The following is a 21,282-nucleotide window of genomic DNA, read 5'->3' on the forward strand; positions in this document are numbered from 1 at the left end:
ACTTCGAAAGAAAGGCTCAGGGGCACGGCGTGCCCAGCAAAGTCCTGAGATAGACGCCCTGATGCACTTCGACCCGGGCATTCGTCAGTCCGGTGTCTTCGACGCTGGAATGCACATCCCACATCATCTTCGAGCACCAGGAGTTGCCGGTCGCCACCCCATCGCTCAACAGACCGCTCTCCTGTACCGCACCGCTGCCGTAACAGGAGGCGTCGTCCGCGTTCTTCACGTTCAGCTCGGTCAGCTTGATGGGAATGGAGCGCAGGCAGACCGGCGGCTCCACGACGGCGGAAAACTCATCCACGCCATCGCCATCCAGGTCCGAGGGAATGCTGATCGCAGCCGTCGGCAGCGGAATCGTGAAGTTGGCCTCGTTGCTGATGTATTCCTCGATCGCGTTCTGCGCGGTCAGCTGGGCTTCGCTGCGGTATTGCTGGTTGCCGGCGATGCGGAAGTTGATGTTCGAGCTGTTGACCATGGCCGCGACGATGAGGGTCAGGATGCCCAGCATGACCAGGACCACGACCAGCACCGCCCCCCGCTGCCGCTCGGGCCGGCTCTGCAGACGTCTGCTCATTGTTCGCGTACCCCCGAGACATTCGGCAAGGTCACCACGGCGCTGTATACCTGCCTTCTGTAGCTGTCGTTGAAAGGCCCCTCCAGGTCGCTATTTCCTTCGGCGTCCTTGCGCCCGAGGTCATATTCGCGCTCGTCCTTCCAGCCGGCACTGGACTCGGTGCTTCTGGCCAACAAGTTGACCCTGACGCTGACCACATTCGACCAGTTCGGCGCATCCGCGCTCGACCAGCCGGTCATCGGACAATTCGCGGCAGCCGGCGCTGTATCGACCCTCGGATCCGGGACATAGCAGTCGGGCGCACCATCGGTATCCAGATCCATTCCATATTCGAAATGGATGTCCTCGATGCCCTCGGCCAGCGACTGGGTGACGATGCTCAGCGCTCCGCCCACCTCCTGCAGCTCGGCCATCTTCAGGGTGGGAATGCCGTCACTCGGACTGCAGATGTCACAGCCGCTCAGGTAGTAGGTGCGCAAGACATAGGGCCACAATTCCGCTTTCTGAGTCGTCGCGCAGTCCTTGCCCAGGAGATCGAAGCCTGTGAATCCGGAATCCATGTTGGCGGTCATCGGCTTCGCATCGGTCTGGCACTGCGACAGCTGTATATAGGGAACACCTGCCGTGGTGGTCGCCACACTGCTCGTCTCGGCGCGGCGAACCAGCAGGGCTTCGCTGTCGCTGTGCGCATTGGTAAGGCAGGAGACATCGTCACCGGTCGTGGACAGGGCGGCGTATCCCTGTAGCGCAGCAGGAAGCTGTGCGTTGAAGGCCCCGCCGACATCGGTAAAGGCAAATCCGAGACTCGTCATGGCAGTCGTACAGGGCGAGGGCGCACTATAAGACGATGCTGCGACCTGGGAGGCTCCGTAGAAGCCCGCAAGGCGCAGTTCGTCGCTCAACAGCTGGATGGCATAGCGACCGTTCTCGATCTGCTCGGAGGTCTTGTTCAGTTCCGTGCGGGCCTGGCTAACCCAGATCACCAGACTCAACACGCCGCCGAGCATGAAGGCCCCGATCGCCAGGGCGACCATGATTTCGACCAGGCCGAGACCGGCCTGGCGCGAAGGGCTTGGCATGGCGGAGTTTCCGGAATATCGGGCGAAACGGACAGGTATCGGCAAAGCAGACGGCTTCATGAAGAGAGTTTCCCCAAGCGCACCAGCGCACTGACGGTTCGACGTAGAGTTTCCGCTCCATAACTGCCCTTGCCGCAGTCGTTTCCTGGCGCGACGGTGTCTCCCAGGCCCTGCCAGGCGACGGTGATGCGGTAGGTTCTCTCGTCGGCGTCGACCAGGCGGATGCAGCCTCGTGCACCGATCAGGGCTCCCACGTTGGTGGTACCGTCCTTTTCTGCCGCCCCCTTGAGAATGCTGTCCCAGCGCTGCAGATCGGCAACGGCGGTGGCCTGCTGGGCAGTAGAACCCGTACTGCAGCTGATGCTGCTGTCGAAGCCGGTGCCCAGAGTCTCCGTGCTGGCATAACAAGCGGCGGCCTGGCGGTTCGCCCCGAGCTTTTCCTGCATGTCCTGCAGCAGGATAAGGGCCTGCACCCGCTGATAGGACTCGCTCTCCTGCTGCACCGTGCGCGTCACCAGGCCGGCAATTCCAAGCGAGCTGACCATGAAGATGAGCAGGGCCACCAGAATTTCGATCAGGGTGAAACCCGCGTTGCTCGATTGCCGGCTCATCCGCTGCATGCCCCCGTACGGTTGTTGGGCTTGCCGCTTCCCGAGATTCTTACGCATTGCGCCGTCACTCCCTCAGCCAGGGGGGTAATGTCAAAGGTTGCTCCGGCAGTCGCGCGCCCCGTGCCCTTGTAGGTAATCGCAGTCACATCCGACTCGATCGTCACGCCTGAATGGGAGGCGAACTCTCGCAGCGTGAGAGTCCCGGCCTTGACGACCCACCCGCCGTCCCATGTGCTGTTGGCGGAAACCGTTACGTCCGTGTTGCGCTTTACCGCCTCGCTGCGGGCGAAGTTCATGGCGAAAACCAGATCCGACGCGGCATTTCGCACGGACTGGGTAGCCTGATACTGATTGAAGGAGGGAACTGCCAGCGTCGTCAGAATCCCCAGAAGCACGATGACGACCAGCAACTCGACCAGGGTAAAACCGCCAACCGGCTTTTTTCGCGAAGCCATACTGCCGAACTTCATGGCCTTCACCTTATTTCCAGCAGCGCGAACCGCCGCCTGCCGCCGTTTTGGCACCCAGTTGATCAAGGGTGAGCACCCCGCACTCCGTATCGCTGGCTAGCTGCGAACCGATGGGAGTGGCGGTGATGGTGTAGGTCAGGCCTGCACTGGATGAACTGGTGACCGCGACCGTGTAATTCGAAGAAACATCCGCTCCCAGAGACATCCCCAGGGTGCTGAGGCTGTCGGCATAAGTGCGCTTGTCGAGAAGATAGCGTTCCTGTCTGTTGGCCGCTTCGAGCATGAAGGCCTCGACCGCCGCACGATTCGACCTGACCACATGTTGTCGATAACTCGGCAGTGCGATGCCCATGAGGATGGCGACGATCACCACCGTGATCATCAATTCGATCAGCGTGAAACCCGACGAATACCGCGCACGAGCCAAGCGGCTTCGCTCAAAGACCATCAAACACCCCCATCCAAGGCACAAGTCGGTGCGTACGCCCAGTCGCAGCGGCGTGAAACCCCAGCCACGGTCAAACCGCGGCGTGCGGGAGTTCGCCAAGAGCCTGAACCTGAAAAGCTCTGGCTCCGCACGGCCCATGACGCTGCCGGGCATGAATGGAGGTGAAGATAGCGCCCTTACCCTGCCCGTTCTCAGGATAAGTGCGCAATTCTGACGTGGCGCTGCAAGGCAGCTACCAACTTGAGAAATGAAGAGGTGTCCTTACTCGGTCTCCGCAGCGGAATATCGATGCAAACGGTTCAGTCCACCCGCACCACCCGCAACTCCTTCGGCATCGAGAAGGTGACGTTCTCCTCCCGGCCGGCCAGTTCCTCGACATCGGTGACACCCCACTCGCGCAGGCGCTCGATCACGCCACGCACCAGCACTTCCGGTGCCGAGGCACCGGCGGTAATGCCGACGCGCTGGATGCCCGCGAACCATTCGCGGCGCAGATCCTCGGCACCGTCGACCAGGTAGGCCGGGGCGCCCATGCGTTCGGCCAGCTCGCGCAGGCGGTTGGAGTTGGAGCTGCTGGGGCTGCCGACCACCAGCACCAGCTGGCACTCGCCGGCCAGTTGCTTGACCGCGTCCTGGCGGTTCTGGGTGGCGTAGCAGATGTCGTCCTTGCGCGGGCCGCCGATGCCCGGGAAGCGGGCACGCAGGGCATCGATCACCCGGGCGGCGTCGTCCATCGACAGGGTGGTCTGGGTGACGAAGGCCAGGGATTCGGGATTGCGCACCTGCAGGCGGGCGACGTCCTCCTCGTCCTCCACCAGGTAGATGGCGCCGCCGCTGGCGGTGTCGTACTGGCCCATGGTGCCCACCACTTCCGGATGCCCCTGGTGGCCGATGAGAATGCACTCGCGGCCGTCGCGGCTGTAGCGGGCGACCTCCAGGTGCACCTTGGTCACCAGCGGGCAGGTGGCGTCGAATACCTTGAGCCCGCGCCGCTCCGCCTCCCCGCGCACGGCCTGGGATACGCCGTGGGCGCTGAAGATGACGATGACGTTGTCCGGCACCTGGTCCAGCTCCTCGACGAAGACCGCGCCGCGGGCACGCAGGTCCTCGACCACGAACTTGTTGTGCACCACTTCGTGGCGCACGTAGATCGGCGGGCCGAAGACCTCCAGGGCGCGGTTGACGATCTCGATGGCCCGGTCGACGCCGGCGCAGAAGCCGCGGGGATTGGCGAGTTTGATGTGCATGGGGGCCTCGGCGGGAAATGGCGGGTGACAACCATGGCGGGCCTCGCCCGCCGGGTTTCCGGCGATCAGACCGGCTTGACCTCGAGGATCTCCACCTCGAAGGTCAGTTCGCGGCCGGCCAGCGGATGGTTGAAGTCGACGGTGACCTGCCGGTCGTCGAAGGCCTTGACGATGCCGGGCATCTCGCTGCTGGCGGCGTCATTGAAGATCACCAGCAGCCCTTCGGACAGTTCCATGCCCTCGAACTGGCTGCGCGGCATGACCTGCACGTTCTGCGGGTTGGGCCGGCCGAAGCCCTGCTCCGGGGCGATCGGCAGGGCGCGCTTGTCGCCGGCCTTGAGGCCGTAGAGGGCCAGCTCGAAGCCGGGCAGCAGGTTGCCGTCACCGATCCGGAAGGTGGCCGGGCGCTTGTCAAAGGTGGTGTCGACCAGGTCGCCCGAGTCGAGCTTGATGGCAAAATGCAGGGTGACTTCCCGATCGGGACCGATGCGCAGTTCAGTCATGGGCGGTTTCTCCGGACTTCTTGCTGATGAACATATCCAGCGCCAGCATGATGGCGCCCACGGTAATGGCACTGTCGGCCAGGTTGAACGCCGGGAAGAACCAGCGATCCTGCCAGTGCACCAGGATGAAGTCGATCACATGGCCGTAGGCCACGCGATCGAACAGGTTGCCCACGGCGCCGCCCAGCACCAGGGCCAGAGCGACGGCCAGCCAGGTCTCGGCGGACTGCAGGCGCTTGAGCCAGACCACCAGCACGGCGCTGACCGCGACCGCGATCAGGGCGAACAGCCAGCGCTGCCAGCCGGACTCGCCGGCCAAGAAGCTGAAGGCGGCGCCGGTGTTGTAGGCCAGGGTCCAGCTGAACAGCCCGGGAACGATCTCGATCTGCTGGTAGAGTCGCAGGGCACCTTCGAAATAGAGCTTGCTGGCCTGGTCGAGGACGAAGACCAGCAGGCTCAGCCAGAGCCAGGGGAGCTTGCCGAAACGGGAAGTCATGGGCGGACACCTGCCCCCTCTTCCCTGCCACGCGCATCACGCATGCCGGCGGACCTCGCCTTCGCCCTGGATGTTCTCCACGCAGCGCCCGCAGATTTCCGGGTGGGCCGGGTCGACGCCGACGTCCTCGCGGTGGTGCCAGCAGCGGGCGCACTTGGCGTGGGCCGACTTGACCACCCTGATCCGCAGACCGCCGACCTCGGTTTCCACCGCGTCCGCCGGGGCGGCTTCGAGGGGCTGGACCTGGGCGGCGGAGGTGATCAGCACGAAGCGCAGCTCGTCGCCCAGCAGGGCCAGGCGCTCGGCCAGGGCCGGCTCGGCGAACAGCGTGACCTCGGCCTGCAGGTTGCCGCCGATGGCCTTGGCCACGCGCAGATTCTCCAGCTCCTTGTTGACCGCGGCCTTGACCACCATGACCTGCTCCCAGAAGGCACGATCCAGCGCGAAGCCTTCCGGCAGCTCGGAGAGGCCCTGATACCAGGTGTTGAGCATCACCGATTCGTTGCGCGCGCCGGGCAGGTACTGCCAGATCTCCTCGGCGGTGAACGCCAGGATCGGCGCGATCCAGCGCACCAGCGCCTCGCCGATGTGGTACATGGCGCTCTGGCAGGAACGCCGCGCCACGCTGTCAGCGGCGCAGGTGTACTGGCGGTCCTTGATGATGTCGAGGTAGAAGCCGCCCAGCTCCTGCACACAGAAGTTGTGCACCTTCTGGTAGACGACCCAGAAGCGGTAGCTGTCGAAGGCCTCCTCGATCTCGCGCTGCAGCAGCAGGGCGCGGTCCACCGCCCAGCGGTCGAGCGCCAGCATGTCCTCGGCGGCCAGCAGGTCCTTGGCCGGATCGAAGCCGTTGAGGTTGGAGAGCAAAAAGCGCGCGGTGTTGCGGATGCGCCGGTAGGCGTCGGCGCTGCGCTGGAGGATTTGCTTGGACACCGCCATCTCGCCGGAGTAGTCGGTGGCCGACACCCAGAGGCGCAGGATATCGGCGCCCATGCTGTCGGTGATCTCCTGCGGGGCGATGACGTTGCCGAGGGACTTGGACATCTTGCGGCCGTTCTCGTCCACGGTGAAGCCGTGGGTCAGCAGGCCGCGGTACGGCGCATGGCCGTCGATGGCCGCGCCGGTCAGCAGCGACGAGTGGAACCAGCCACGGTGCTGGTCGGAGCCTTCCAGGTAGAGGTCGGCGCGCGGGCCCTGGTCGTGGCCCATGGGATGCGAGCCGCGCATCACGTGCCAGTGGGTGGTGCCGGAGTCGAACCAGACGTCCAGGGTGTCGGCGATCTTGTCGTACTGGGCGGCTTCCTCGCCGAGCAGCTCGGCCGGCTCGAGCCTGAACCAGGCCTCGATGCCCTCCTGCTCGACGCGCCGGGCCACCTGCTCCATCAGCTCGACGGTACACGGATGCAGCTCGCCGCTTTCCTTGTGCAGGAAGAAGGGAATCGGCACGCCCCAGTTGCGCTGGCGCGAGATACACCAGTCCGGACGGCCGGCGATCATCCCGTGCAGGCGCGCCTGGCCCCAGGCAGGGACGAACTGGGTCTGCTCGATGGCGGTCAGGGCGCGCTCGCGCAGCGTGGTGCCGTCGTGGGCCTGCTTGTCCATGCCGACGAACCACTGGGCGGTGGCACGGTAGATCAGCGGGGTCTTGTGCCGCCAGCAGTGCATGTAGCTGTGCTGGATGCTCTCGTGCTTGAGCAGGGCGCCGACCTCGGCGAGCTTGGCGACGATGTTCGGGTTGGCCTTCCAGATGAACTGGCCGCCGAAGAACGGCAGCGACTCGGCATACACCCCGTTGCTCTGCACCGGGGTGAGAATGTCGTCGTTGTGCATGCCGTAGTGCTTGCAGCTGCGGAAGTCGTCCTCGCCGTAGGCCGGCGCCGAGTGGACGATGCCGGTGCCGGCGTCCAGCGCCACGTAGTCGGCCAGGTAGACCGGCGAGAAGCGCGCGTAGAACGGATGGCGGAAGCGGATCAGCTCCAGGGCCTCGCCTTTCGCGGTGGCCAGCACCTCGCCCTGCAGGCCGTAGCGCGCCAGGCAGCCTTCGACCAGCTCCTCGGCCAGCACCAGCAGCCGCTCGCCGGTATCGACCAGCGCATAGGTGAATTCCGGATGGACGTTGAGCGCCTGGTTGGCCGGGATGGTCCAGGGGGTGGTGGTCCAGATCACGATGCCGGCCGGCTTGGCCAGGCTCGCCAGGCCGAAGGCGGCGGCCAGCTTGCCTTCATCCTCGACCGGGAAGGCCACGTCGATGGCGTCGGACTTCTTGTCCTGGTACTCGACCTCCGCCTCGGCCAGCGCCGAACCACAGTCGAAGCACCAGTTCACCGGCTTGAGCCCCTTGAACACGAAGCCGCCCTCGACCATCTTCGCCAGCGCACGGATTTCCCCGGCCTCGTTGGCGAAGTCCATGGTCTTGTAGGGGTTGTCCCAGTCGCCGAGCACGCCGAGGCGGATGAAGTCGGCCTTCTGCCCCTCGACCTGCTCGGCGGCGTAGGTGCGGCAGCGCTCGCGGGTCAGGTCCGCTGGCTGGTTCTTGCCGAAGGTGGTTTCCACCTTGTGCTCGATGGGCAGGCCATGGCAGTCCCAGCCCGGCACGTAGGGCGCGTCGAAGCCGGCCAAAGTCTTCGAGCGGACGATCATGTCCTTGATGATCTTGTTGACCGCATGGCCGATGTGGATGTTGCCGTTGGCGTAGGGCGGGCCGTCGTGCAGGATGAACTTCGGACGCCCCTCGCCGATCTGCCGCAGCTTGCGGTACAGGCCGATGCTGTTCCAGCGCTGCAGCGTCTCCGGCTCGCGCTGCGGCAGGCCGGCCTTCATCGGAAACGCCGTTTCCGGCAGATTGAGGGTCGCTTTGTAGTCGGTCATCGTCATTCGGGCTCGTGAGTAAGCGGTTTACCCTGCCAGTAGGCACGGGCGGCGGCGATATCCGCGTCGATCGCCGTTTTCAGCGCTTCCAGGGAAGAGAAACGTTCCTCGTCGCGCAGCTTGTGATGGAAGGTGACGCGCAGGTGCCGACCGTACAGGTCACCGGCAAAATCCAGCAGATGCATTTCCAGATGGGCGCGGCCATCGCCCGCCACCGAGGGTCGGACGCCGATGTTGGCTACTCCCGGCCAGCAGCGCCCGTCCAGCTCGGTGCTCACCAGGTACACGCCGCTGAGCGGCACCCGGCGGCGCTTGAGCTGCACGTTTGCGGTCGGCGTACCGAGCTGGCGGCCCAGCTTCTGGCCGTGCAGAACCCGCCCGCAGAGGCTGAACGGCCGGCCGAGCAGGCGCTCGGCCAGAGGCAGGTCGCCATGATGCAGAGCCGCGCGCAGCCGCGTGCTGCTGACCCGCAGGCCGTCCACCTCGACGGTGACCGCCGCCTCGACGGTGAAGCCTTCGGCAGCGCCTGCCTGACGTAGAAACGCGAAGTCGCCGGCGCGGTCGCAGCCGAAGCGGAAGTCGTCGCCGACCTCCAGATGGCGCACGCCCAGGCCGTCGACCAGTACGGACTGGACGAAGGCCTGGGCGCTCAACTGGCAGAAGCGGCGGTTGAACGCCAGGCAGAGCACCCGGTCGACCCCTTCCGCGGCGAGCAGTTCGAGCTTTTCCCGCAGGCGGGTCAAGCGTGGCGGAGCGCTGTCCGGGGCGAAGAATTCCCGCGGCTGGGGTTCGAAGATCACCACGCAGCCGGGCAGGCCCAATTCGGTCGCACGTTCGCGCAGGCGTGCAAGGATCGCCTGGTGGCCACGGTGGACACCGTCGAAATTCCCAATGGTGACGACACAACCCCGATGCTGGGGCCGCAGATTATGGAGGCCTCGAACCAGCTGCATAGGAAACATCTTGCTTGCAAAGTGGTCGATTATACGCACAGCCGGCGCCGGGCAACAGGCCGGCAAGGCGCCCCGGCCGGCGGATCGCCGCCGGTACGGCAACCTGTGCGGCGCATCCCAGGGCTAGGCGATCGACTTGCGGGAAAAATCCCGCAACCGGAAGCCGAGCAGCGCCAGCATGCCGAAATAGGCCACGACTCCCGCCAGCACCAGCGCGCCCAGGCGCAGGAAGCGCTCTGCCATCCCGCCCTGCTCCCAAGGCGGCATCAGCGCCAGCATGCCGAGCAGCACCACCACCATCACCAGCACCGCCAGCACCAGCTTGACAAGGAACCTTCCCCAGCCGGCCTGCGGCTCGAAGCGCCGCTGCTGGCGCAGCTTCCAGTAGAGCAGACCGGCGTTCAGGCAGGCCCCCAGGCTGATTGCCAGCGCCAGGCCGGCATGCTTGAGCGGGATGATGAAGACCAGGTTCATCAGCTGGGTCGTCACCAGGCTGAAGACGGCGATGCGCACCGGCGTGCGGATGTTCTGCTGGGCGTAGAAGCCCGGCGCCAGCACCTTCACCAGAATGATCCCAAGCAGGCCGACCGAGTAGGCGATCAGCGCCTGCTGGGTCATCAGGGCATCATGGGCGGTGAATTTGCCGTACTGGAACAGCGACACGGTCAGTGGCTCGGCAAGGATCGCCAGGGCCAGCGCGCAGGGCAGCACCAGCAGGAAGCACAGACGCAGCCCCCAGTCGAGCAGCTTCGAATACTCGCAGCGGTCCTGGCAGGCATGGGTCTTCGACAGGGCCGGCAGCAGGATGGTCCCCAGCGCCACGCCGAGCACCCCGGACGGCAGCTCCATCAGGCGATCGGCGTAGTACATCCAGGACACCGAGCCAGCGGCGAGAAAGGACGCGAAGATGGTGTTGATGATCAGCGAGATCTGCCCCACCGACACGCCGAGAATGGCCGGCAGCATCTGCCTGAGCACGCGCCACACGCCAACATCGTGCAGGTCCAGGCGCGGTAGCACGAGCATGCCGATCTTCTTCAGGTGCGGCAGCTGATAGAGCAGTTGCAGCAGGCCACCGACCAGCACCGACCAACCGAGCGCCAACACCGGCGGATCGAAATAGGGGGCGAGGAACAGCGCGAAGGCAATCATGCTGAGGTTCAGCAGGGTCGGCACGAAGGCCGGCACGCTGAAGCGGTTCCAGGTGTTGAGGATCGCCCCGGCCAGGGACGACAGCGAGATCAGCAATATATAAGGGAAGGTGATCCGCAGCAGCGTGGTGGTGAGTTCGAACTTTTCCGGCGAATCGGCAAAACCGGGCGCCGAGATCCAGATGATCCAGGGGGCCGCCAAAATGCCGAGCAGGGTCACAACTGCCAGCACCACGGTCAGCAGGCCGGAGACGTAGGCGATGAAGGTGCGCGTCGCCTCCTCGCCCTGCTGGGTCTTGTACTCGGCGAGAATCGGCACGAAGGCCTGGGAGAAGGCCCCTTCGGCGAAGATGCGCCGCAGCAGGTTGGGCAACTTGAAGGCGACGAAGAAAGCATCGGTGGCCAGACCCGCACCGAAGATGCGCGCCACCAGGGTATCGCGCACGAAGCCCAGTACGCGGGACAGCATGGTGATGGAGCTGACCGCTGCCAGCGACTTGAGTAGATTCATGGAAAGCGAGGTTCGGGGCCTGACAGGAAGATGACGGGCTCGGCAGTCATGCTATTGCATCGCTATCACAGGCGACAGCGGCGTCTGGCACCGAGCGGAGCTCGCGAGTGTAGAGGCCGCCGGCAACCACCGCAATGTGATGCGCGCCAGTCGTTTCCCTTGACATCCCCCCCACATCTCGGCATGATTCGCGGCCTTATTTGCTTGTATCCCAGATTTGTTCGTATCCCCCAGTTTCGAGGAGCTTGACGGTGGCCAACTCACCTTCTGCCAAAAAACGCGCCAAACAGGCTGAGAAGCGTCGTAGCCATAACGCCAGCCTGCGCTCGATGGTTCGTACCTACATCAAGAACGTGGTCAAGGCTATCGACGCCAAGGACCTGGACAAGGCCAAGACCGCCTACACCGCTGCCGTTCCGGTGATCGACCGCATGGCCGACAAGGGCATCATCCACAAGAACAAGGCCGCTCGTCACAAGAGCCGCCTGAACACGCACATCAAGGCCCTCGGCGTAGCCGCTGCCGCCTGATTCGGACGCGCTCCACGAAAAACCGGCCAATGGCCGGTTTTTTGTTGCCTGCGATTTGGGCGGGAGAGAACCACCCACTCCCCCTCATTCCCCCCAGGGCAGAATCGGGATCGCCGTCACCGCATTCTGCGGGCTGCCCTCGATCACCCGGTCGCTGTAGACCAGATAGACGAGAGTGTTGCGCTTCTCATCGAAGAAGCGCACCACCTGCATGCTCTTGAACACCAGCGAGGTGCGCTCCTTGAAGACCACCTCGCCATCCTTCAGCTCCTCGCGGAAACGGATCTTGCCGACTTGGCGACAGGCGATGGAGGCCTCGGCACGGTCCTCGGCCAGCCCCAGCCCACCCTTGACGCCACCGGTCCGCGGGCGTGACAGGTAGCAGGTCACCCCCTCGACCTTGGGATCGTCGAAGGCCTCGACGACGATCCGGTCGTTCGGCCCGAACCACTTGAACACAGTGGACACCTCGCCGATCTCCTCGGCCAGGAGTTGGGACGGCAACAGCGCCGCCAGCAACCATGGAATCCTGCGCATGTCGCCTCCTCAGACCAGGATCAGATTGTCGCGATGCACCAGCTCCGGCTCGTCGACATAACCCAGCAACTGCTCGATCTGCTCGGAAGCCCGACCGATGATCTTCTGCGCCTCGGCAGAACTGTAGTTGACCAGGCCACGGGCGATCTCGCCCCCCTCCCGATCGACACAGACCACCATCTCGCCGCGGCGGAAATTTCCCACCACGGACTTGACCCCCACCGGCAGCAGGCTGCGATGATGACGGGTCAACGCCTCCACCGCCCCGGCATCCAGCACCAGGGTGCCACGCATCTGCAGATGCCCGGCCAGCCACTGCTTGCGCGCCGCCAGCATGCCCTGCTCGGGCGCCAGCAGGGTACCGAGCCGCTCGCCAGCCTTGAGGCGGTCCAGCACCCGCTCGATGCGCCCGCCGATGATCACTGTATGGGCGCCGGAGCGGGCCGCCAGCCGCGCCGCACGCAGCTTGGTCTGCATGCCGCCGCGCCCCAGGGCGCCGCCGGAGGAACCGGCTGCGCCATCCAGGCGCGGGTCGTCGGCACGTGCTTCGAAGATCAGCTGCGCATCGGGATTGCTGCGCGGGTCGGCATCGAACATGCCGTCGCGGTCGGTGAGAATGACCAGCAGGTCCGCCTCCACCAGGTTGGCCACCAGCGCTGCCAGGGTATCGTTGTCACCGAAGCGGATCTCGTCGGTGACCACGGTATCGTTCTCGTTGATCACCGGGATGACACCGAGATCCAGCAGGGTGCGCAGGGTGCTGCGGGCATTCAGGTAGCGCTTGCGGTCGGAAAGGTCGTCATGGGTCAGCAGGATCTGCGCAGTGTGCCGACCATTCTCGGCGAAGCTCGATTCCCAGGCCCGCACCAACCCCATCTGCCCCACCGCGGCCGCCGCCTGCAACTCATGGATGGCCTTCGGCCGCACATTCCAACCCAGCTGGCTCATGCCGGCCGCCACGGCACCGGAAGACACCAGCACCAGCTCCACGCCAGCCTCGCGCAGCGCCACCATCTGCTCGACCCAGACCGCCATCGAAACACGGTCCAGGCCGCGACCGTCGGCAGTCAGCAAGGCACTGCCGATCTTCACCACCCAACGCCGCGCACCCGTCACCTTATCGCGCATCATCTCCGCCTTTCCGCTCTGTCAGTCAGACGGCGAGCCCGACCCGCCGCCAATCCGGACGGACCCCGTCCGCCCCGCAGGATCACCGCACGTAGAAGATCTCCGGCCCGTCGCCGTCGTCCTCGTCGTCGAAGTCGTCTTCGTCCTCCAGCGCATCGGCGCTCTTCAGGCCGGCGCGGCGCAGGGCACGCTGGTCGTCCAGTGCCTGCAGACGTGCGCGCGCCTCGTCCTCGATGCGCTGATCCAGCTCGACCAGCGCCTCGGCGTATTCCGGCTCCTCGGCGATGCGCAGGGCGCGCTCGTCTAGATACTTCATGATGTCCTGGCAGAGCGCCTCGGTGCCCTCGCGCTCCAGCGCGGAAATCACATATACCGGCCCCTGCCAGTCGAGCCGCTCGACCACCGCGCGCAGCCGCTCCTCACGCTCCTCGTCGAGCAACTGATCGGCCTTGTTCAGCACCAGCCAGCGCTCGCGCTCGGTCAGCGCCGGACTGAACTTCTCCAGCTCGTGCAGGATGGTCTCCGCCGCATCGGCCGGATCGCTCTCGTCCAGCGGCGCCATGTCCACCAGATGCAGCAGCAGACGGGTACGCGCCAGATGCTTGAGGAAGCGGATGCCCAGCCCCGCACCTTCCGCCGCGCCCTCGATCAGCCCGGGGATGTCGGCAACCACGAAGCTCTTGTAGCGCCCGACGCTGACCACCCCGAGATTCGGCACCAGGGTGGTGAAGGGATAGTCGGCGACCTTCGGCTTGGCGGCCGACACCGCACGGATGAAGGTGCTCTTGCCGGCGTTCGGCAGACCGAGCAGACCGACGTCGGCCAGCACCTTGAGCTCCAGCTTGAGATCCCGCGCCTCGCCCGGCTTGCCCGGTGTGGTCTGCCGTGGCGCGCGGTTGGTGCTGGACTTGAAGCGGGTGTTGCCCAGACCGTGCCAGCCACCCTGGGCGACCAGCAGGCGCTGCCCGGCGCGGGTCAGATCACCGATGATTTCCTGGGTGCCGGCATCGATCACCGTGGTGCCGACCGGCACCGGCAGGATCAGGTCCTCGCCCTTGGCCCCGGTGCAATCGGTACTACCGCCCTTCTCGCCGCGCTGCGCCTCGAAGCGGCGGGTATAGCGGTAGTCCACCAGGGTATTGAGATTCTCGTCGGCCTCCATGTACACGGAGCCGCCATCGCCGCCATCGCCACCGTTGGGGCCGCCCTTCTCGATGAACTTTTCGCGACGAAAGCTCATCATGCCGTTGCCACCGTCACCGGCCTTTACAAAAATCGAAACTTCATCGACGAATTTCATGGGTACGCCTCCCGCCAATGGGACGGGCTGAATGAAACAAGTGATACAGGATACAGAAACAAAAAAGCCCCGTCGCATGACAGGGCTTTTCCGGCGATGCCGCGATCAGGCCGATACGACGCTCACGTAGCGACGACCGAAGGCACCCTTCACTTCGAACTTGACCACGCCTTCCACTTTCGCGAAGAGGGTGTGGTCCTTGCCCATGCCGACACCGAAACCGGCGTGGAACTGGGTGCCACGCTGACGCACGATGATGTTGCCGGCCTTGATGACCTGGCCGCCGAACATTTTCACGCCAAGGCGTTTACTTTCCGAATCGCGACCGTTGCGGGTAGAACCGCCAGCTTTTTTGTGTGCCATGAGTGCGTTACTCCAAATAGCGGGTATTCAGGCTCAGGCCTGGATACCGGTGATTTTGACTTCGGTGAACCACTGACGGTGGCCCTGGTGCTTCATGTGGTGCTTGCGGCGGCGGAACTTGATGATGCTCACCTTGTCGTGACGGCCCTGGCCCACGACCTCGGCGGTCACCTTGGCACCCTCGACCACGGGAGCGCCGATCTTCACGTCATCACCGTTGCCGACCAGCAGCACGCGATCGAAGGTCACGGCTTCGCCAGTGCCCACTTCGAGCTTTTCGATCTTCAGGAATTCGCCTTCGGCAACCTTGTATTGCTTGCCGCCGGTCACGATTACTGCGTACATGGTATGTCTCCGTTGATCCTGCTCACCCGGCGCTTTATAGAAGGAGTCGTTGGCCGGCATGGCTGCACGGACTGGATGACCGCCCGCGCAATTGCGTAAGACAGGGAAATACCCAGGGAAGTTAGGGCCCGCGATTGTACGCAAGCACCAGAAGCCACGCAAGCGCCGCCAGCCCTCGCCTTGACAGCCCATACCCTGCCACCTAGCATGCCGCGGCAACTGATCAGAAGCTCGAGGCGTTGATGCAACCCCAGGCCTTTTACCGCGTGGTCGCGGACGATTTCAGCGCTGTTGACGGCATCATCCGCAAACAGCTCACCTCGCGGGTCCCCCTGGTGGAGACGATCGGCGATTACATCATCTCCGCCGGCGGCAAGCGCCTGCGCCCGCTGCTGGTGCTGCTCTGCGGCAACGCCCTCGGCAAGTGCGACGAGCAAATGCGCCTGCTGGCCGCCGCCATCGAGTTCCTGCACACCTCCACCCTGCTGCACGACGACGTGGTCGACGACTCCGACCTGCGCCGCGGCCGCTCCACCTCCAACGCCCTGTGGGGCAATGCACCGAGCGTGCTGGTCGGCGACTTCCTCTATGCCCGCTGCTTCGAGATGCTGGTCGAACTGGCCTCCATGCCGGTGATGCGCATCATGTCCCAGGCCACCCGGGTGATCGCCGAAGGCGAGGTGCTGCAGCTGTCCAAGGTGCGCGACGCCAGCACCACGGAAGAAACCTACATGGAAGTCATCCGCGGCAAGACCGCGATGCTCTTCGAGGCCGCCAGCCACGGTGCCGCCATCCTGGCCGGCGCCAGCCCCGCACAGACCGAGGCACTGCGCTGCTTCGGCGACTCGCTCGGCGTCGCCTTCCAACTGGTAGACGACCTGCTGGACTACCGCGGCGATGCCGAAACCCTGGGCAAGAACGTCGGCGACGACCTGGCCGAAGGCAAACCGACCCTGCCGCTGATCTATACCATGCGCGAAGGCACCCCCGAGCAGGCCGCCCTGGTACGCCGGGCGATCCAGAAAGGCGGCATCGAGGACCTGGCCGCCATCGTCGCCGCCGTGGAGGCCTCCGGTGCCCTGGACTACACCGCCCGCCAGGCCCGCGAGCACGCCGAGCGCGCCATCGCCTGCCTGGACGTGCTGCCGGCTGGCGAATACCGCGATGCCCTCATCGAGCTGAGCCGCTTCGCCGTGGCACGCACCCACTGACGACTCTCTCGCGGCATCACAACGAAAAAGCCGGACCATGAGGGTCCGGCTTTTTCGTTTCCGCTCGCGCCTGTCCGCGGAGCCCGATCTTACAGCACGTCCAGCAGCTCGACGTCGAACACCAGCACGCTGTGCGGCGGGATGCTGCCGATGGCCTGATCACCGTAGGCCAGCTCGCTCGGCACATAGAGGCGCCACTTGCTGCCACTGTTCATCAGTTGCAGGGCCTCGGTCCAGCCGGCGATCACCCCGCCGACCGGGAACTCGGCCGGCTGGCCGCGCTGATAGGAGCTGTCGAACACGCTGCCGTCGATCAGGGTGCCGTGGTAGTGGGTCCGTACATGGTCTTCGCGGCTCGGCTTGCGGCCCTCGCCGACCGTCAGCACCTCGTACTGCAGGCCAGAGGCCAGCACAGTGACGCCTTCGCGCTTGGCGTTCTCGGCGAGGAAGGCGACGCCTGCGGCAGCCGCCGCCTCGGCCTTGGCCTGGGCTTCGGCCTGCATGCGGTCGCGGATGACCTTGAAGCTGGCCGACAGTGCAGCCGGCTCGACACGGCTGGACTGACCGCCGAAGGCATCGGCCAGGCCGGCGAGCACCGCCTCGAGACTGACCCCCGGCGGCGGGTTGTCACGGATCTGGTCGCCCAACTGGCGCCCGATGCCGTAGCTGACGCGGGCTTCGTCGGTGGAAAGGTTGAGTTCGCTCATGACGGAGTTCCAGTCGGTGAAAAGGCCCGACAGACTAGCACAAGCATAGGAGCGGGACGGGAAAGTTGATCGGCGGGACGCATCCGCAGGCATGCCGGCGCACAGGGAAAAGGCGCACAGGAAACGCCCACCTCAATGGGCGTGCTTGACCATCTTCTCCAGATAGCTCATGACGAAGGCAGAAATGACGAAGGTCATGTGGATGAGCACATACCACAGCAGCTTATCGTTGGGGATCTTCTGCGCATCCATGAACACGCGCAGCAGGTGGATCGAGGAGATGGCCACGATGGAGGCGGCCACCTTCAGTTTCAGCGAGCCGGAGTCCATCTTGCCCAGCCAGTCGAGCTTTTCCTTGCCCTCGTCGATGTCCAGCTGGGACACGAAGTTCTCGTAGCCGGAAATCATCACCATCACCAGCAGGCCACCGACCAGCGACATGTCGATCATCGACAGCAGGACCAGGATCAGCTCCGCCTCGGCCATCTCGAACACGTGCGGCAGCAGATGATAGACCTCCTGGAAGAATTTCAGGGTCAGCGCCAGCAGGGCCAGGGACAGGCCGAGGTAGATCGGCGCCAGCAGCCAGCGGGAGGTATACATTGCATTTTCGAGAAAACGTTCCATGGGGCATCCACTCAGCCAAAAACGGCGGCGAGTATACCCATGGGCATGATCGGGACAAAGACACCCACCTGCACTGGAAACGCCTGGCAACATATCCCCATTTGCTGTGGATAACCCTGTGAACGAAGAGCGGATGAACGGCTCCGAAGCCCGGCGGACGGCTCCCCACGCCCGCCGTACAAATCTCGAACAGTGCGCACTCAGACTTCCGGCTGGGACTCGCGACCTTCCGGGCGACAGCGTCGCGGGCCGTTCAGCCGACGCAGTTCGGCCTGCAGATGGAGGCACCAGATGAGCGGGTCCGAGCACTCCTGATAGCCCACCCCTGCCAGGGTCGAGGCCACCTCGTCGAGCACCCGCTCTGCCGCCACAGGCCCGCGAAACGGCCCCTGTGCCTTGACCGAGGACGGCTGCGCGCCGGACAGGCCGGCGGCGAAGAGCAGCGTCCACAGCCCCTGCTCTCCTGCCAGCGGACGGGTTGCCAGTTCGATGCGAACGGTCAGTCCCAGGCAGTTCCGGATCAGACAAAGCGTGCGTGACATAGGGCAATCCCCCTTCAGGGTCGTGCTTTCAGCGTACACTCCACACGACAACCCAGAAAGATTTTTGCTCTAGCCAATCCGTGGATAAGTCGGTGAACAAAACCAGGACAAGCAGAGACCGGCCTGCGGCATTCGGCCACCCCGGCCTGCCAGGCAGGCCGGGGCCCTCTCATTCCTGAACGCCGATCTGCGGCTCCTTCGGCTTGCCGGAATCCTCCTCCATGCCCATCTCGGCGATTTCCCGCAGCCGCTCGACCACCCGCGCATTGACGCTGCCGGTCGGGAAGCGGCCCTGCTCGTCCGCTGCGCCGGCCGGCTCGCCGAGCAGCAGGCTGAGCGCCTCGTCCACCTGGCGCACCGCATAGACATGGAAGCGTCCGGCGCGCACCGCCTGCAGCACGCGCTCGTCGAGCATCAGGTTGGTGACGTTGGCGCGCGGGATGATCACCCCCTGCTCGCCGGTCAGTCCGCGCGCCTCGCAGAGCCGGAAGAAGCCCTCGATCTTCTCGTTGACCCCGCCGACCGCCTGCACCTCGCCGAACTGGTTGATCGATCCGGTGATGGCGAAGCACTGCTTGAGCGGCGTGCGCGACAGCGCCGAGATCAGCGTGCAGACCTCGCCGAGGGAGGCGCTGTCGCCGTCGACGTAGCCGTAGGACTGCTCCAGGGCGATGCTCGCCGAGATCTCCAGGGGAAACTCCTGGGCATAGCGGCTGCCGAGGTAGCCGGTGAGGATCATCACCCCCTTGGAATGGATCGGCTGGCCGAGGTTGACCTCGCGCTCGATGTCGACGATCCCCGAACCGCCCGGATAGACGGTGGCGGAGATCCGCGCCGGCACGCCGAAGACGGAGTCGCCGATCTCCAGCACGGTGAGCCCGTTGCACTTGCCGATCGCCGCGCCCTGAGTGTCGATCAGGATGATGCCGGCGAGCATGTCGTCGAGAATCCGCGCCGAAACCCGCCCGGTGCGGGTTTCCTTGGCCTTCAGGGCGCGCTCGATGTGGCCGACGCCGGTCAGCGCCTCGCCGGCCAGCTGGCGGACGAAGTCGGCCTCGCTGACCAGCTGGAACAGATCGCCGATGCGCGCCGACAGGCGGCCCTGGTGCTCGGCCAGGCGCGCGCTGTAGGTCGCCAGGCGGGCCACCGCCGGACCGGACAGGGGCGCCATGCCCTCCTCCGAAGTGCGCGTCTTGAGCAACTGGGCGAACTGCTCGAGGCTGTCCTCGGCCAGCGGGATCTCCTCGTCGAAATCCACCAGCACGCGGAACATCTCCTGGAAGTCCGGATCCACCTCCTGCAGCGCGTAATAGAGCTGCCGCGAGCCGACGATCACCACCTTGACCTGCAGCGGGATGACCTGCGGGGTGAGGGTCACGGTGGCCAGCCGGCCGAGCTCGGCCAGCGGCGACTCCATCTTCAACTGACGCGAATGCAGGGCGCGCTTGAGGGCATCCCAGACGAAGGGCTCACCGAGCAGCCGCTCCGCCTCGAGGATCAGGAAGCCGCCGTTGGCGCGGTGCAGCGCGCCCGGGCGCAGCTGGCGATAGCTGGTGTAGAGCGCGCCCTGGTCGGTGCCGTACTCGATGCGGCCGAACAGGTTGTCGTAGGTGGGATGCGGCTCGAACACCACCGGCGCGCCCCCCTGGCAGTGATGGCCGACCACCAGGCTCGGGCAGTACTGCTCGACCACCAGCGCGCGCCGCTGGGCATCCGTGACGTTCTCATCGCCCAGCTGCTCGACCACGGTGCGCAGCAGGTTGACCTGCATCGCCTGCAGATAGGCGCAGACCCCGGCACTTTCCGCGTATTTTTCCGAGAGCGGCGCGAGCAGCGGCTGCAGGGCCAGGGTGATGGTTTCCTCGTTGAGCTGACGCAGCTGGTTGCTCGATTCGCGCTTCCACTGCGGCAGGCTGGACAGCTCCTCGTTGAGGCGCTCCTCGAGGTAGCCGATATCCTCATGGAAGCGCTCGCGCTCGGCCTCCGGCAGTTGGGCGAACTCACCCTCATCCAGCGTCTTGCCATCCTTCATCGGGGTGAAGGCGATATTCGCACTGTCGCGGTACAGGGCGATGCCCTTGTCCAGCGCCTGCCGCTCGATGCTGTCGAGGGCGCGGTCGTAGCGCTGGTTGAAGCCGCGGTCGATGGCGCTCTTCTTCTGCTGGTAGGTCGGCGTCTCGAACACCGCCGGAAAGGTCGCCAGCAGATTGTCGATCAGCAGATTGATGTCAGCGATGAACTCGCTGGCGCTGCCTGCCACGAGCTGCAGCGAACGCGGCTCGCGGGGCTCCTCGAAATGATTGACGTAGACCCAGTCGGGCGGCGTATCCAGGCGCTTGGCCTCGGTCTGCAGGTAGCGCCTGACGTAGGAGAAGCGGCCGGTGCCCGGCTCGCCCATGACATAGACGTTGTATCCCGGACGCGGCATCGCCACGCCGAACTGCAGCGCTTCCACCGCGCGCTCCTGACCGAGCACACCGCGGAAGGGCTCCAGCTCGTCGGTACTGGCGAAGGCGAACTGGGCGGGATCGAAGGGACGGGTCAGCTCATCGGGTGCCAGGCGCAGGCCGGCAGCAACGGAGTCGGGCATCGGGAGTCCTTACATCGGGCGGCCAAGGCCGCGGAGAGGGGGAAAACAGTCGCCATTCTGGCCTTCGCACCGACCCGCCGCAAGGCGCCCCATCGACAGCGCAGGGCGGACGATGCCTTGCGTGCAGGCGAACGGCTACGAGGAACTCAGTGCTCCAGCCCGGCGCAGTGCAGGCAGAGTTCGGCGACCGGCAGCGCGGCCAGGCGTGCCGGCTCGATCGGCTGGCCACAGCGCCGGCAGAGGCCATAACGGCCCTCCGCCAGGCGCTGGCGCGCCCGCTCGACCTGGCGCATGCCCGCCTCGGCCTCGGCCAGCAGGGCCTGCAGGACCTCGTCGTTCTGCCGCTCGCCGGCCCGCTCGGTGGCGTCCGTGTCGTGCGGCCGGGCCAGATCGTCGCGGATGGCCTCGGTGCGCTGCCGATAGTCCCGGTGCAGACGCTCGAGGGTGCCCTGTGGATCGAAGACGCCGGACATGTTCACTCCCGCGAA

23 protein-coding genes are annotated in these 21,282 nt (G+C 65.4%); 2 read left to right on the top strand and 21 right to left on the bottom strand.

Translation table 11 applies throughout. The features are described 5' to 3' along the window. Nucleotides 1–16: 16 nt before the first annotated feature. The 11 genes from EV691_RS09080 to murJ all read right to left on the bottom strand — a co-directional run bounded on the left by EV691_RS09080 (nt 17) and on the right by murJ (nt 10,914). Complete coding sequence (locus EV691_RS09080; protein ID WP_131302603.1) at nt 17–577, bottom strand: PilX N-terminal domain-containing pilus assembly protein; 561 nt, start codon at nt 575–577, stop codon at nt 17–19. After that, a complete protein-coding gene (locus EV691_RS09085) occupies nt 574–1,716 on the bottom strand; it encodes a PilW family protein (protein WP_131302605.1) in 1,143 nt (380 codons plus the stop codon). Before EV691_RS09085 ends, EV691_RS09080 begins: the two co-directional genes overlap by 4 nt. Further along, the gene (gene pilV, locus EV691_RS09090) at nt 1,713–2,324 is read right to left on the bottom strand and encodes a type IV pilus modification protein PilV (RefSeq protein ID WP_207390299.1); all 612 of its coding nucleotides are present in this window, start codon (nt 2,322–2,324) and stop codon (nt 1,713–1,715) included. Before pilV ends, EV691_RS09085 begins: the two co-directional genes overlap by 4 nt. Further along, nucleotides 2,264–2,737 (bottom strand): GspH/FimT family pseudopilin, encoded by a 474-nt coding sequence (locus EV691_RS23575; RefSeq protein WP_131302609.1) that lies wholly within the window; start codon nt 2,735–2,737, stop codon nt 2,264–2,266. The genes pilV and EV691_RS23575 overlap by 61 nt, the downstream gene beginning before the upstream one ends. A gap of 10 nt (nt 2,738–2,747) precedes the next feature. After that, nucleotides 2,748–3,284: a type IV pilin protein gene (locus EV691_RS24130; protein ID WP_278250253.1), complete on the bottom strand. Its 537-nt coding sequence runs from the start codon at nt 3,282–3,284 to the stop codon at nt 2,748–2,750. A gap of 200 nt (nt 3,285–3,484) precedes the next feature. After that, complete coding sequence (ispH, locus tag EV691_RS09105; protein WP_131302611.1) at nt 3,485–4,432, bottom strand: 4-hydroxy-3-methylbut-2-enyl diphosphate reductase; 948 nt, start codon at nt 4,430–4,432, stop codon at nt 3,485–3,487. Between the two features lie 65 nt (nt 4,433–4,497). Continuing rightward, nucleotides 4,498–4,935, bottom strand: coding sequence for an FKBP-type peptidyl-prolyl cis-trans isomerase (locus EV691_RS09110; RefSeq protein WP_039802362.1), 438 nt, complete (start codon nt 4,933–4,935; stop codon nt 4,498–4,500). Next, nucleotides 4,928–5,431 (bottom strand): signal peptidase II, encoded by a 504-nt coding sequence (gene lspA / locus EV691_RS09115; RefSeq protein ID WP_039802360.1) that lies wholly within the window; start codon nt 5,429–5,431, stop codon nt 4,928–4,930. Before lspA ends, EV691_RS09110 begins: the two co-directional genes overlap by 8 nt. Nucleotides 5,432–5,467: 36 nt before the next feature. Further along, entirely contained in the window at nt 5,468–8,299 is a 2,832-nt protein-coding gene (gene ileS / locus EV691_RS09120) for an isoleucine--tRNA ligase (RefSeq protein ID WP_131302613.1), read from the bottom strand. A 2-nt stretch (nt 8,300–8,301) separates the two neighbouring features. Next, complete coding sequence (ribF, locus tag EV691_RS09125; RefSeq protein WP_039802357.1) at nt 8,302–9,252, bottom strand: bifunctional riboflavin kinase/FAD synthetase; 951 nt, start codon at nt 9,250–9,252, stop codon at nt 8,302–8,304. A 123-nt stretch (nt 9,253–9,375) separates the two neighbouring features. Continuing rightward, entirely contained in the window at nt 9,376–10,914 is a 1,539-nt protein-coding gene (gene murJ, locus EV691_RS09130) for a murein biosynthesis integral membrane protein MurJ (protein WP_131302615.1), read from the bottom strand. A 251-nt stretch (nt 10,915–11,165) separates the two neighbouring features. On the opposite strand from murJ, the gene rpsT reads away from it, so the two are divergent. After that, the gene (gene rpsT / locus EV691_RS09135; protein WP_039802352.1) at nt 11,166–11,444 is read left to right on the top strand and encodes a 30S ribosomal protein S20; all 279 of its coding nucleotides are present in this window, start codon (nt 11,166–11,168) and stop codon (nt 11,442–11,444) included. Between the two features lie 84 nt (nt 11,445–11,528). Here the strand turns inward: rpsT and EV691_RS09140 are convergent, their stop codons facing one another. From EV691_RS09140 to rplU, 5 genes are all read right to left on the bottom strand, one after another. Continuing rightward, a complete protein-coding gene (locus EV691_RS09140; RefSeq protein WP_131302617.1) occupies nt 11,529–11,981 on the bottom strand; it encodes a CreA family protein in 453 nt (150 codons plus the stop codon). Nucleotides 11,982–11,990: 9 nt separating this feature from the next. Further along, on the bottom strand, nt 11,991–13,109 hold the full coding sequence (proB, locus tag EV691_RS09145) for a glutamate 5-kinase (RefSeq protein ID WP_039807513.1): 1,119 nt from the start codon (nt 13,107–13,109) through the stop codon (nt 11,991–11,993). 82 nt (nt 13,110–13,191) lie between these two features. After that, entirely contained in the window at nt 13,192–14,409 is a 1,218-nt protein-coding gene (cgtA, locus tag EV691_RS09150) for an Obg family GTPase CgtA (protein ID WP_131302619.1), read from the bottom strand. Nucleotides 14,410–14,514: 105 nt separating this feature from the next. Beyond that, the gene (gene rpmA / locus EV691_RS09155) at nt 14,515–14,772 is read right to left on the bottom strand and encodes a 50S ribosomal protein L27 (protein ID WP_039802346.1); all 258 of its coding nucleotides are present in this window, start codon (nt 14,770–14,772) and stop codon (nt 14,515–14,517) included. Nucleotides 14,773–14,805: 33 nt separating this feature from the next. After that, complete coding sequence (gene rplU, locus EV691_RS09160) at nt 14,806–15,117, bottom strand: 50S ribosomal protein L21 (RefSeq protein WP_039802344.1); 312 nt, start codon at nt 15,115–15,117, stop codon at nt 14,806–14,808. Between the two features lie 242 nt (nt 15,118–15,359). Between rplU and EV691_RS09165 the strand changes: the two genes are divergently transcribed. Then, nucleotides 15,360–16,328: a polyprenyl synthetase family protein gene (locus EV691_RS09165; protein ID WP_131302621.1), complete on the top strand. Its 969-nt coding sequence runs from the start codon at nt 15,360–15,362 to the stop codon at nt 16,326–16,328. Nucleotides 16,329–16,417: 89 nt separating this feature from the next. On the opposite strand, the gene bamJ is transcribed toward EV691_RS09165, so the two are convergent. The 5 genes from bamJ to EV691_RS09190 all read right to left on the bottom strand — a co-directional run bounded on the left by bamJ (nt 16,418) and on the right by EV691_RS09190 (nt 21,267). Further along, entirely contained in the window at nt 16,418–17,035 is a 618-nt protein-coding gene (gene bamJ / locus EV691_RS09170; protein WP_131302623.1) for a BamJ family beta-barrel-assembly machinery protein, read from the bottom strand. A gap of 132 nt (nt 17,036–17,167) precedes the next feature. Continuing rightward, a complete protein-coding gene (locus EV691_RS09175; RefSeq protein WP_089169034.1) occupies nt 17,168–17,662 on the bottom strand; it encodes a TIGR00645 family protein in 495 nt (164 codons plus the stop codon). A 200-nt stretch (nt 17,663–17,862) separates the two neighbouring features. Next, on the bottom strand, nt 17,863–18,204 hold the full coding sequence (locus tag EV691_RS09180; protein ID WP_131302625.1) for a PA4575 family protein: 342 nt from the start codon (nt 18,202–18,204) through the stop codon (nt 17,863–17,865). A gap of 169 nt (nt 18,205–18,373) precedes the next feature. Next, on the bottom strand, nt 18,374–20,794 hold the full coding sequence (locus EV691_RS09185) for a Lon protease family protein (protein WP_131302627.1): 2,421 nt from the start codon (nt 20,792–20,794) through the stop codon (nt 18,374–18,376). A 146-nt stretch (nt 20,795–20,940) separates the two neighbouring features. Next, the gene (locus EV691_RS09190; protein WP_131302629.1) at nt 20,941–21,267 is read right to left on the bottom strand and encodes a TraR/DksA family transcriptional regulator; all 327 of its coding nucleotides are present in this window, start codon (nt 21,265–21,267) and stop codon (nt 20,941–20,943) included. Nucleotides 21,268–21,282 lie beyond the last annotated feature (15 nt).

The organism is Azotobacter chroococcum (assembly GCF_004339665.1).
Classification (GTDB): domain Bacteria; phylum Pseudomonadota; class Gammaproteobacteria; order Pseudomonadales; family Pseudomonadaceae; genus Azotobacter; species Azotobacter chroococcum.